Source organism: Ruminococcus sp. AF37-20 (assembly GCF_003460465.1).
GTDB lineage: Bacteria > Bacillota > Clostridia > Oscillospirales > Ruminococcaceae > Hominimerdicola > Hominimerdicola aceti.
The window spans coordinates 72891-85841 of the sequence record NZ_QTVE01000008.1 but is presented as its reverse complement, the minus strand read 5'-3'; the positions used below and the strand labels follow the sequence as shown (position 1 = coordinate 85841).

12 protein-coding genes are annotated in these 12951 nt (G+C 41.2%); 8 read left to right on the top strand and 4 right to left on the bottom strand.

What is annotated here, in order from left to right:
• Positions 1-26: 26 nt before the first annotated feature.
• The 8 genes from DW015_RS07035 (at position 27) to tsf (ending at position 6555) form a co-directional block, all read left to right on the top strand.
• The gene (locus DW015_RS07035; protein WP_242993238.1) at positions 27-1091 is read left to right on the top strand and encodes a bifunctional glycosyltransferase family 2/GtrA family protein; all 1065 of its coding nucleotides are present in this window, start codon (positions 27-29) and stop codon (positions 1089-1091) included.
• Entirely contained in the window at positions 1081-2196 is a 1116-nt protein-coding gene (locus DW015_RS07030; RefSeq protein WP_242993237.1) for a phosphodiester glycosidase family protein, read from the top strand. The genes DW015_RS07035 and DW015_RS07030 overlap by 11 nt, the downstream gene beginning before the upstream one ends.
• A gap of 2 nt (positions 2197-2198) precedes the next feature.
• A complete protein-coding gene (locus DW015_RS07025) occupies positions 2199-2408 on the top strand; it encodes a hypothetical protein (RefSeq protein WP_117905132.1) in 210 nt (69 codons plus the stop codon).
• A gap of 138 nt (positions 2409-2546) precedes the next feature.
• Complete coding sequence (gene sigG / locus DW015_RS07020) at positions 2547-3317, top strand: RNA polymerase sporulation sigma factor SigG (RefSeq protein WP_038671585.1); 771 nt, start codon at positions 2547-2549, stop codon at positions 3315-3317.
• A gap of 182 nt (positions 3318-3499) precedes the next feature.
• Positions 3500-4285, top strand: a complete 786-nt coding sequence (locus DW015_RS07015) for a sporulation initiation factor Spo0A C-terminal domain-containing protein (protein WP_117905131.1) — start codon at positions 3500-3502, stop codon at positions 4283-4285.
• Positions 4286-4349: 64 nt separating this feature from the next.
• On the top strand, positions 4350-4640 hold the full coding sequence (locus DW015_RS07010) for a YlmC/YmxH family sporulation protein (protein ID WP_117905130.1): 291 nt from the start codon (positions 4350-4352) through the stop codon (positions 4638-4640).
• Positions 4641-4815: 175 nt separating this feature from the next.
• Positions 4816-5559, top strand: coding sequence for a 30S ribosomal protein S2 (gene rpsB, locus DW015_RS07005; protein ID WP_038671579.1), 744 nt, complete (start codon positions 4816-4818; stop codon positions 5557-5559).
• A gap of 75 nt (positions 5560-5634) precedes the next feature.
• Positions 5635-6555, top strand: a complete 921-nt coding sequence (gene tsf / locus DW015_RS07000; protein ID WP_022287299.1) for a translation elongation factor Ts — start codon at positions 5635-5637, stop codon at positions 6553-6555.
• A gap of 121 nt (positions 6556-6676) precedes the next feature.
• On the opposite strand, the gene DW015_RS06995 is transcribed toward tsf, so the two are convergent.
• The 4 genes from DW015_RS06995 to DW015_RS06980 form a co-directional block, all read right to left on the bottom strand.
• Entirely contained in the window at positions 6677-8422 is a 1746-nt protein-coding gene (locus DW015_RS06995; protein WP_117905129.1) for a DUF262 domain-containing protein, read from the bottom strand.
• A gap of 440 nt (positions 8423-8862) precedes the next feature.
• Positions 8863-9522 carry an HAD family phosphatase gene (locus DW015_RS06990; RefSeq protein ID WP_242993235.1) on the bottom strand — a complete coding sequence of 220 codons (660 nt, stop codon included), beginning with the start codon at positions 9520-9522 and terminating at the stop codon, positions 8863-8865.
• Positions 9523-9536: 14 nt separating this feature from the next.
• Positions 9537-10655, bottom strand: coding sequence for a class I SAM-dependent RNA methyltransferase (locus DW015_RS06985; RefSeq protein ID WP_117905128.1), 1119 nt, complete (start codon positions 10653-10655; stop codon positions 9537-9539).
• A gap of 49 nt (positions 10656-10704) precedes the next feature.
• Entirely contained in the window at positions 10705-12927 is a 2223-nt protein-coding gene (locus DW015_RS06980; protein WP_117905127.1) for a transglycosylase domain-containing protein, read from the bottom strand.
• Between the last annotated feature and the right edge of the window lie 24 nt (positions 12928-12951).

The window sequence follows — 12951 nt, the reverse complement described above, 5'->3', positions numbered from 1 at the left end:
TGTGATATACTTAGACCATACGATAAATGAAAGGAGAAGATATCTTGGCGATAGATAGATTTTATGCGGTGATACCCGCTTATGAGCCTGATGAAAAAATGCTGGCTGTTATTGACGATATATCTTCATTGACCGATTTTCATATAATTGTCATTAATGACGGCAGCGGCAAGGATAAGCTGCCGATTTTTGCCGAAGCCGCAAAAAAAGCCATAGTTCTCACCCATGAGGTAAACAAAGGCAAGGGGCGTGGCATAAAAACCGCACTTGAATACATAAGAGAACACGAATCCGACACTGTGGGCATCGTCATTGCAGACGCAGACGGACAGCACAAGGTGGAGGATATAATAAGGGTGTCGGAAGCCCTGAAAAGCTCCCCTGACAAGCTTATTATGGGTTGTCGCAGATTTTCAGGAAAGATACCACTGCGAAGCAAATTCGGCAACAACATCACAAAATTCGTTTTCTCATTTGCCGCAGGAGTAAAGGTAAGCGACACGCAGACGGGCTTGCGTGGCTTTTCCTCAAAGCTCATACCTTTTATGCTGTCGGTAAACGGTGACAGATATGAGTTTGAGATGAATATGCTGCTTGAATGTGCAAGAGAAGGCATAAGATTCTATGAAGTGCCTATCGAAACAGTTTACCTTGGCAAAAACGAGTCATCACATTTTAATCCTATCAAAGACTCATGGAGAATATACAAGGATATACTGAAATTCTCCTGCTCATCTCTTCTTAGCTTCTGCGTGGACTATATTTGCTACAGCATTTTCGCAATGATAAGCGGGAGCGTAGCGTTTTCTAACATATGCGCAAGAGTGATAAGCTCCATTTTCAACTTTTCGATGAACAAAAAATTCGTCTTTAAAAATAAGGAAGGCATTGCAAAGACAGCCGCAAAATACTTTCTGCTTGCCGCATTAATACTAGCTGCAAACACAATAATGCTGGAGCTATGTGTGAAATATCTCATACACAACAAATATATCAGCAAAATACTTATAGAAGTGCTGCTTTTCTTTATAAGCTGGGCAGCGCAAAAAAGTTTCGTTTTCAGAAAGAGGGAAAGAAAAATTGACGAATAAGACAAAAAAGCCAATGCCTGTCTGGGCAATGGTCATAACAGACATTGTGCTTACAGCGGCAGCGATAGGAGTATTCATGCTTTTTGACTACGTTATGCCGCAAAGTTCAGGAGTAAAGGGAGAAGTGATCGCAACAGTTGACAGCTCCGCAGAGGGTAGCTTCACCCTGCCAAATGCGGCTGACAACTCGCAGAAAGAAGGCACAGCACAGGACGATAGCGAGCCTGCAGTTACCACAACAGCTCCGCAGGCAGAAAAGGCTACGACCACACTGCGTACTGAGCAGACGAACCACAGAAACTGGGGCAATCAGGACACTGCCGACTATCGTTCAGACCAGAACGCTATAAGCAGTATAACAAACGGTGCCATAACCTCTGAGGAGCTTGGCTCGGCTTCAACTGACAATGCTCAGGTGACAGTATACAAAAAATCTATCGGCGAGGAAAACAACAAGATAACCTATTTTGTGGCTGATGTTTATGTCACAAGCGCAAGCGAGATAAAAGCCGCCTTTGCAGACGGAGAATTCGGTAAGAACATCAAGGACTCAGTATTCAGTATGGCGGTGGAAAACAAAGCTCTTTTCGCCATAAACGGTGATTTCTATGGTAATTCAGAACGCAGTATCGTTATAAGAAACGGTATAAAATACCGTGATGATGTCAACGACGCGGACGTGTGCGTGCTGTTCACAGACGGCACAATGCAGACCTACTCCCCGTCTGAATATGACAGCGACGCTGTTATAGCAAAAGGTGCATGGCAGGCCTGGAACTTTGGTCCTGCACTTCTTGACGGAAGTGGCAACGTTCTTGAAACGTTCAACACAACAAAATATCTCAACAGTGCAAATCCACGTTCAGCTATCGGCTGTGTGTCGGCAGGCCACTATATTTTCGTGACAGTTGACGGCAGAAACGAAGGCTACTCAAAGGGCGCAACTCTCAGCGAGCTTGCGGCTATCATGAGCGATGAGGGCTGTATGTCTGCGTTCAATCTTGACGGTGGAAAGTCCGCTATGATGTACTTCAACAAAAGCATTGTGAACGCTCCTGACGGCGGTGGACGTGACCTCAGCGACATTATCTATATAGGAGGATAAAAATGAAAAGACTAAGCAAAATTCTCCCACATATCACGATAATACTTGCGGGAATGTTCATTGTATTCTGGATATTGGATATACTCAACCCTACAATGAATTTCATAAACAGAAAAATATCCAACAAGCTTCTGCTGGCATTTTGCATATCAGCCATAATAACAGCGATACTAGCGGTCTACTATCAGCGCAAGAACGACAGAAAAGAATAGAACTAATGCAGAGTCACACGGCTCTGCATTTTTTTATGGTCAGATTTTCCTGAAAAATATCTGTATAGTTCCTGATCGAAAGGTAATAATTATATTATCACGGCAGCATAAAATGCTGCTTTTTAACAGGAGCGTGCGATGCAGTACAATAAAGTTGAGATAAGCGGAGTGAACACCAATGAGCTTAAAACGCTGAAAGAGTCGGAAAAGCTGGAGCTTTTGAAAAAAGCCCATTCAGGTGACAAGAAAGCCCGTGAGGAGCTTATAAACGGCAATCTCAGACTCGTGCTGAGCGTTTTGCAGAAGTTTGTGAGCCGAAGCGACTCCCCTGACGACCTTTTTCAGGTGGGTGTTGTGGGGCTTATCAAGGCAATAGATAATTTCGACACCTCTCTTGATGTGAAGTTTTCTACCTACGCTGTGCCTATGATAGCAGGAGAGCTTAGAAGATTTCTTCGTGATTTTCAACCCATGAGGGTGAGCCGTTCTCTCCGTGACCTTGCTTATAAAGCAATGCAGGCGAAAGAACAGCTCATATGCGAAAACCAGAAAGAGCCTACTGTTGAGCAGATAGCAGACACTATCACCGAAAAGCCTAGTCAGGTGGTCATTGCCCTTGAAGCCATAACCGACCCGGTTTCACTCTATGAGCCTGTGTATTCTGACAACGGCGACGCTCTTTATGTATTGGATCAGGTGAGCGACTCCTGTGACGATAAAAGCTGGCTTGAAGAGCTTTCATTGAAGCAAGCCATGAGCGAGCTTCAGCCTCGTGAACGTAATATACTCTTCCTGCGCTTTTTCAAAGGACAAACTCAGGTGGAGGTAGCAAAAAATATTGGCATCTCTCAGGCACAGGTATCACGGCTTGAAAAAGGTGCATTGGAACACATCAAGAAAAGTATCTAACATCTGTCGCAATACGTTAAATCGACATTTATGAATATTTTTGTTATATACAATTACATTAGGGTCACTTTTTTGAAACAATTTAATTAATAATGTGCCATTAAAGTTGCTTGTAGTCCAAAAATTTGATATAATATAAATAGTAGTTATTATGTTAAATCGTCATAAGGGAGTTGAAGTGTATGCTGACTGATTATTCGGTGCTTATTTCCGAGTCATATGACGGCCAGCATAAACTGTTGACCGAGGAACTGAGACGCAAGGGTACAAAGGTCCATATATGCGGTGATACTGAAATAGAGCTTGAGATAGGTGCTATAAAATATACTCCTGACGTTATCGTTATTGACTGCTGTAAGCTGGGATATAAAAAGCTTCTGCATTTTCGTGAGATACTTCACGAAGATGACATTCATCCCATAATATATAACATCTACACTTATGATGACACAGAAACGATCCGTATTCTTCTCGATTATGATGATATTCTGCACATACTTATGCCATACAACGCTAAGAACGTATGCCACTATATGCTTGACAAGCTAAAAAGGATACCTATCGATCCTGATATCCTTAAACAAAATATTTCAAAGGAGATACACAGGATCATAACATCAACGGGCATAAACCGCAAGCATTCAGGATATGACCATATCTGCTACATGATATTCCTTATTATATTCAAATATAGCGGTAATAAAGTACAAATAGGCGAACTTTATAAGGACATTGAAAAACAATATGGAAAAAACGCTGCAGCTATTGAACGCTCAACAAGAAGTGCTATAGTTTCAGGCTGGGAAAAAATGAAGCCTGTGGATAAGCAAATGCTTTTTGAAAGCTGCCTTGCTAACGGAACAAAGCCTACAAATGCAATGTACATAAACACCATAGCTTTATATATAAAGCATTTGTATAACGATCAGTTGGAGATGTATTACAAAAACAAAAACGATCATACATAGGACGATCCCCAAAGTGCATACCTATTATAAAGGGTATGCACTTTTTTTGAAAGGGGAAGGTTTCATGATATGTAGTTTTTCAAGCTTACGAAATAAAGAGGTCGTCAATATGCGAACAGGACTGAAAATAGGCTATGTTGATGATATAGAAATGGATACTCAGGGAGCGAATATAGTTTCGCTGATCGTCTATGGCAAACCAAGGGCTTTCGGTATCATGGGCAGAGATGAGGATATTATCATAAAATGCTCGGATATCGAGCTTATCGGCGAAGATACCATACTTGTAAAATTCAGCGATAGTGCAGTATGCACAAAGAGCAGAACTGTAAAAATCGAAAATTTGTTAAAATAAATTGTCGAAAGCTCTTGAAATGAAAAAGAAAATATGATATAATATTAAAGCAATTCGCACGGACAGGTTTTTGCCGTTGGTCCTGCCGTAAGACAGGTGAAAGCAAGTAAAGCCGTCCGGAGGATAAAAACATCTGCATAAGCAGAAATCTAAAACCAAACAGGAGGTTACTACAATGGGAGTAGTATCAATGAAGCAGCTTCTTGAAGCTGGTGTACACTTTGGTCACCAGACAAGAAGATGGAACCCTAAAATGGCTCCATACATTTTCACAGAAAGAAACGGAATTTACATCATCGATCTTCAGAAGACCGTAAAGAAGCTTGAAGAAGCTTATATGTTTATCCGTGACATCTCAGCTAATGGCGAAGAGGTACTTTTCGTAGGTACAAAGAAGCAGGCTGGAGATTCTATCAAGGAAGAAGCACTGAGAGCTAATGCACATTATGTAAATGCAAGATGGCTCGGCGGTATGATGACAAACTACAAGACGATCCAGCAGAGAATCAAGAGACTTGAGCAGCTCCACACAATGGAAGAGGACGGCACATTTGACCTTCTCCCTAAGAAGGAAGTTGTTAAGCTGAAGCTTGAGATAGAAAAGCTTGAAAAGTTCATGGGCGGTATCAAGAACATGAAGAAGCTTCCAGGCGCACTTTTCGTTGTTGACCCAAGAAAGGAAAAGATCGCTGTAGCAGAGGCTAAGAAGCTTGGCATACCTGTAGTAGCTATCGTTGACACAAACTGCGATCCTGACGATGTTGATTATGTTATCCCAGGTAACGATGACGCTATCAGAGCAGTTAAACTTATCGCTGGTTGCATGGCTAACGCTATAATCGAAGGCAGACAGGGTGAGGACGCTGAGTCCGCTGAAGAGGCAGATAAGGTGGAAGAAGCTGACGAGGCTGCTGAATAAGAGCTGAAATTTCAGGCAGGCATTTATAGTATATTTGTCTGCCTATTTCGATATAAAACACTAGGAGGAATAATAATGGGTAAGGTATCCGTAGCAGAGATCAAAGAACTTATGACAGCAACAGGCGTTGGCATGATGGACTGCAAGAAGGCTCTTGTAGAAGCTGACGGCGATATGGAAAAGGCAGTAACACTTCTCCGTGAAAAGGGACTTGCTACACAGGCTAAGAAGAGCGGCAGAGTTGCAGCAGAGGGTATCTGCACAGCTGTAGTTAAGGGCAACGTAGGCTGCGTTCTTGAAGTAAACATCGAAACAGACTTTGCTGCTAACAATGATGAGTTCAAGGCTTTCGTTGCAGCAGTTGCTGATACAGTAATCGAGACAAACCCTGCTGACGTTGACGCACTTAAGGCAACAAAGATCAGCGGTGGTGACAAGACAGTTGAAGAGACACTTCAGGATCTGTTCATCAAGATCAGAGAGAACATGGTAATCAGAAGATTCAAGAGAATGGAAGGCATTCTTGTTCCTTACGTTCATGGTGCAGGCAGCATCGGCGTTATGGTAAAGCTTGATTCTGATATTGCAGCTGACAATGCAGAACTTTTGGCTGCTGGTAAGGACTGTGCACTTCAGGTTGCAGCTATGAATCCTGCATACCTGAACAGAGAGGCTGTTCCTGCTGACGCTCTTGACAAGGAGAGAGAGATCATGCTGGCTCAGATGGCTGAGGATCCTAAGATGGCTAACAAGCCTGAGCAGGTTAAGCACAAGATCATCGACGGTAAGATCGGCAAATACTATTCTGAGAACTGCCTCCTTGAACAGGCATTCGTTAAGGATGATAAGGTATCTGTTGGCAAGTACGTTGAGTCTGTAGCTAAGAAGCTTGGCGGCAAGATCGATGTTGTTGAGTACGTTCGTTTCGAGAGAGGCGAAGGCGTAGAGAAGAAGGAAGAGAACTTCGCTGACGAAGTTGCAGCAATGACAAAGTAATCTTTCTGACATATATGAAAATCCCTCGGTGGTGAGCCGAGGGACTTTTTTATGGGCTTTTGATTGTAACTTGAGAGAGTGTCTTAAATCACATCCCTATGTATATTTACTGTTGCTTTTTTTACAAAAGCTCTTTGACCAGAGCTTCTTTTATAATGGACCGTCTTTCAGCTAAAAATTGCAGGAAATTAGCATAAGAATAATTCATATCTGGCATATAATTAGTTAAACGATATTGAGTTTTATCTTCATCAGTTACATAGTTTTTAGAAAACCATATATTAAAGTCTTCATCCTGTTTTTCAATGTTTGGAATTGCCGCAAGCAGTTGAAGATTTTCAATATCATTTACATGATCTACATATTCTGAAATTTTGTCTGATGAAACTCCCTTTGCTTCCAAGCTTTTCTTAGAAAACTTGCCTTTGGGGTATATATGGTCAATATGAAATTTATTATTGAAATCGAGGGACGGATAGAGCATCATAAGTACATTAAGGGTGTCAGTTCTATTACATTGCAAATCAAGTATGTTTTCAATGTCATCTTGGGTGAATATGATTGATTTGCTTGTGCCTTTTAATCTACTTGCAATTTTTTCGATAGGAAAATCTTTTTTGCCATTCTCTTGTATGATTTCTCTTAGAATTTTAAGAATATCATCTGGGTGGCCGCCAAAAGTCTTTTTCAAGAGAGAAAGGCTAAGCCATTTTTTTATTTTCTTGCGATTTAGAACTGTAGATGTTGAAAGCTCAAAATTATTGGGGTTTCCAATTGTCATAAGATAATATGCGATTGGAATAACCGCATTGTTGGATGTAAGGCTATCTCGTGAAAAGCCAAAACTAGACACAAGCAAAAATGCCTGCGTAATTGATTTTTTTATCAATTCCCAGTTCTGCTCGATAGTCAGCATGTTTTGCTTATTGAAATTGTCAACCTTAAATGCAATTTTATTAAAGTCGGATAGTACAAGTGCTGCTTTAAGTATAAAATCTTTATTTACATTAAATCCGGAACCCAATTCGTTTATATAATCGACAAACTCGGTAATTTCTTTGCGGGCATCGAGATTTTTCCATTGAGCGGTAGCAATTGATAGCAACAGATCTGAATAACTTAGAACTGTTCCTCCACTATTTACCCTCACAAATATTTGCAATACCCTGTCCAATTCAGGTGATTTAACTTTGTAATAACTGATGCTTGGTTGTGTATGTATCGTATTATACAGTTGAGACAAAGTATCATTTGCAAAATCACTTTGTTCTTGTGTGTATATTTGTGACGTTACGATGTTGTTTGCCCAAAACTTCATTACATCTCCTATTTTGGACATGTTTAGAATCTTGCCTACTTCAAACCAAAAATGCTTATCATCATTTTGTTTTTCATCCTCAGTTAAAAAAGAAAATTGATATTTGTTTGTCTCACTTTTTGCCGGTTCAACTATATTGAGATATAATTTCCTTTCAGGAAATGCCAAATCGTTTTTCCATTGTTTATGTGGCATCTTATATGCATATGAACCAGTCAGACCAATATTAAGCGCTGTTAATCGCTGCTGTCCGTCCAACACAGCAATAGCATTTTTATTTGCAGCCAAATTGATTTTTGAATTATGTCTCTTTTTCTTTTCATGATAATTCTGAAGGAATGTATAAAATACATATTCATTGTTCTTCTCACTAGGAAATTCCCAAAACAGAAATGCGCCAAATGGATATCCTTGCATTACACTATCGAAAAGTCTTTCAATTTGTGATGTTTCCCATACGAATTCTCTTTGAATAGCAGGAAGTACATATTTGTTCATTGATATGTCTGTAATTACATCTGCAATGGTTAATGGCGATTCGTAAGCCATTTTGCGACCCCTCTTTCATATTTTCATGTTATCTAGATTGTAGCATACAATCTAAACTTTGTCAATACTCTATGTTGCTTTGTGACATCCTCCCACACTTATAGAAGTGGGGGGATGTCATAGTATGCCCATTACAAAAAAAAACAATCTCATTGCAAAAAAACAAAGCAGACATTCTTTGGGGATAATCAGAATGACTGCTCGTTTCGACAATATTTTGTCAAATAATAGTGAATAAAAAGCCCACCCAGTTTTGTAACTGAGTGGGTGTTTCTTTTCGTAAGGGTTTGCCAAAGAAAAGTCTATTCGCTCCTGCTGGGATGAAAATCCCTTGCATGGTCTGTTTTTTAGAGTAGGGTGCGGAGGATTTGACGAGTACATTGCATTTATTTCATCACACTTAAAACAAAGCCCCTCGGTGATAAGCCGAGGGGTTTTGTTTATGCTTTAAAATATTCAAGGACAGCGTCCAAACTGTCCATTTTCTTGTACACCATTGACAATATCTCATCTGTCGGTGCAATAAGATCCGGCACCATTATTGGTATCATCTTCGCATTGTAAGCCGCCTTTATGCCATTGTAAGAGTCCTCTACAGCAACAGTTTTCTCAGGCCTTACTCCCAGCTTCTCACAGGCAAGTAAATATATCTCAGGCTGTGGCTTTGAATGTTTTATCATATCTCCGCCAATAATCACATGGAAATAATCAAGCAGACCTGCTCCCTTTAGATTTTTGATAACCCCTTTGTAAGACGTTGATGAAGCAAGTCCTACCTTTATACCATGCTCTTTAAGATAAGAAAGAAGCTCTCTCGCACCGCTTTTCAGAGGTAAACCACGCTCAGCGATAATATCTGCACAAATGACCTTTGCTTCGTCATAGAGTTCGGGTATTGACACTTTGTCACCATATGCGGCTTCTAGGATAGCCATTGTATCAACAGTGCTTCTGCCAATGCACTTCATAGCATTTTCGTGAACGTTGGTCAGACCATATTTCTTTCCAAGGCGTTCCCAGCTTTCAAGACCTATTACTTCGCTGTCGAAAATAACGCCGTCCATATCGAATACGATCCCGTCAAGTTCTGATAATTTCAAACCCACCACGCACCTCACTTGAAATACATATACAGATTACATTTTATCATGCCGTTGTAAAGCTTGCGCTTTTTGTCAGCCTTTTTGCCGAAAAACACCTCAAACTCCTCATGTGGGGAGATTATATAGCATGGGTTCTCCTTTGACGGGCAAAGTCTTTGTCCCATTTTCTTATAAAGCTCCTCGGCTTCCTTTATTTCAAGCATACGCTCGCCATATGGGGGATTGACAATTGTTATCGAACCCTCTATCTGGCTGTATTTTGAGATATCCTGCTGTTTTACTGTAAGCTTTGAGCCTACTCCTGCCTTTTTAGCGTTGTTTCTTGTAAGCTCAACCGCTATATCATCAACATCAAAGCCAAATGCCTTGAATGCACCCTGCCTGTCGATAGCGTCCATAGCCTCGGCTCTTGCATTGCGCCACGCTGTTTCAGGTATCTGTGACCACTGCTCTGCCGCAAAATTTCTTCTCAGACCAGGTGCAACTTTCAGTGCCTTGTATGCCGACTCAATAAGAAATGTACCTGAACCGCACATAGGATCCACCACAACTGAGTCCGCATGAACTCTTGCAAGGTCAACTATACCTGCGGCAAGTGTTTCCTTGATAGGTGCGTCGTTGGAATTTCTTCTGTAGCCACGCTTGTGAAGTCCTACACCTGATGTATCAAGATAGATAGTCGCAATGTCCTTATGGATAGCAAACTGTATCTGATGTTTCGCCGCAGTTTCCTCAAAATAGCTTATGCCATAGGCTTTTTCAAGTCTTTTAACGCAGGCTTTTTTGATTATCTTCTGACAATCAGGGATAGAATGAAGCTTTGAATTAAGGGCATGACCCTTAACAGGAAAAGCGTCCTCCCTGCCGATAAAGTTCTCCAGCGGAAGATTCATAACACCGTCAAAAAGCTGTTCAAAGCTTTCTGCTCTAAAGCTGCCAAGCTCGATAAGTACACGCTCTCCTGTGGCGATCCAAAGATTTGCCTTTGCAAGCACGTCAAAGCCACCTTCAAAGCTTATCTTGCCATCAGTTGTGGTAAGATTTTCACCGCCAATCTTTTTTATCTCATATGCAAGCACGCTTTCAAGCCCGAAATGGCATGGAACGCACATTCGCAGTTTATTTTTCATAATGATTTCCTTTCAAAAAAGCCTCCATAGAGTTATGGAGGCTTTAATTTTAATGATTTCCGCTGCAATACTCAGGCTCGTTGGACTTCTTGTAATATCCAGTCGCTGTGCTGTAGCATGAATTTGACGCAAGCTTTCCTGTCTTTGTGCAGTAGGTAAGCTTTTCAACTGTATCAGGCATTTTGAAAGTCTTTTCAAATGACTTATGCTTCTCATTCTCAGCGATATCGCCAAAAACATTCTTCCAAATCGCACCGATATTCTGATACTCGTTCGTAGGGATAGTGGCAGGGTTTTCATAACCTATCCAGATACCTGAAACGTAGTCAGGAGTACAGCCTACAAATGAGAGGTCAAACCAGTCAGATGAAGTACCTGTCTTACCGACAAGGTCAGTATTGTTTAGCTTAGCATATCTACCGGTACCGTCCTGTTGAGTTATAACGTTCTGCATCATTCTGTTCATAACGTAAGCGGTAGACTCGCTGATAGCCTGCTTGTATCCGTCGCTCTTTTCATAGATAGCATTTCCGTCAGCGTCCTCTACCTTTGAAACGTAGGTAACGTCATACTTCTTACCGCCATTGCCGAATATCATATAAGCGCCTACAAGCTCCTCAAGCTTAGTACCATTTGTAAGACCGCCGACAGTTACCGGTGAATAGTCAGCGTCGGAGTCTGCAAGCGTAGTGATGTCAAGCTTTTCCTTAAGGAAGTTATAGGAATAAGCAGGTGTCATTTTTTTGATGAGCTGTGCAGGAAGCGTATTAAGCGACCTTGTGAGCATTTCTACAGTTGTAAGCTGCTGATAAGACCAGTTTGCACTGTCGCCTGTTTCCGAATAGTTTACAGGCCACTTTTTGTCCTTGCCTTTTACTTTAATAGTGATAGGCTCATCATTAAACAGCGTTGACCATGTCATAAGGTCCTGATCCAATGCAGGAGCGTATGAAGCTATAGGCTTAATACAAGAACCTGGTGAACGTTTGGCATCAGTAGCAATGTTGTAAACTCTCGACTCCTTTTTCTTATCACGTCCGCCAACGATAGCCTTAACATTGCCCTGGTAGTCCATAGCAATAAAGCCTGACCACAGAGTATCGTCCTTTTTGTTCATTTCATAGGTGGTGAAATTGCTTTGCTTCTGCATTTCCTTCTCGACCTTCTTCTGCATACTTCTGTCAACAGTGGTATATGCAGTAAATCCACCGTCATAAAGTCTTGCGGAAGCGTCCTCCCATGAAATGCCATAATAGTCAGCGATTATCTGTATAGTCTGATTGATAGCAGCGTCCATGAAATAAGATGTCGGACCCTGATCTTTTGTTTCGTCCTCATAGATAGTTGAGCTTGTGTAGGTTATATCGCCTGTTATTTTAAGCTCATAGTTGAGGGCTTCGTTATATTCCTGCTCAGAAATTGCACCGTTATCGAGCATATGATCCAGCGTATACTTCTGTCTGAGCTTGTTGTTTTTCATATTATCATATGGGTTGTTTGCAGCAGGCCAGCTTGTCATACCCGCAAGTGAAGCTGCCTCAGCAAGGTTAAGATCCTTTACGTCCTTGCCAAAATAGAAGTTTGCAGCAGCCTGAACTCCGATGATATCATACTCCTGAGTTGTCAGTGGCACAAGGTTAAGATAGCTTTGGAGGATATCTTCCTTTGTGTAGGTCTTTTCCACGTTGATAGAACGGAAGATCTCTCGTATCTTACGCTCGATACCATGGATAGAATCTCTGGAGTCATCACCCGTGATGTTCTTGATAGTCTGCTGAGTGATAGTCGAACCACCTATCTGTCTGCCGCCGTATATCGGAATGAATACATTGACAAATGAAGCGAACGTTCTCTTGAAGTCAACGCCGTCATGAGAATAAAATCTCTCGTCCTCGGTGTACACAAAAGCGTCCTGAACATACTGAGGGATATCCTCAAGATCAGCCCAAACAACGTGCTTATTGCTGTTTTTCAGAGCATAATAAAGGTCATACTCCTGTGAATCCTCATCATCTTCATCATAGTCAGGGTTGACAGACAAAAATCTCGAAATGTTGCTTGTTTCCGTCTTGTCAAGGCTGATAGTTGTTGTGGTATCTGCAAAGTTAAGGACGTAAATAGTCAGAACTGTTGCAAATATAGAACAAGTGATAATGAGTATCAGGAATATCGACAGCAAAGCTGTGCCTAATATTTTGAGAACTCTGACAGCAGGATTAGTGGATCTTTTCTTTTTGCGTTTTTTCACTGCCGTGTTTTTTATTTCATCCATAAATTTAACCTTTCGTCTTTATTT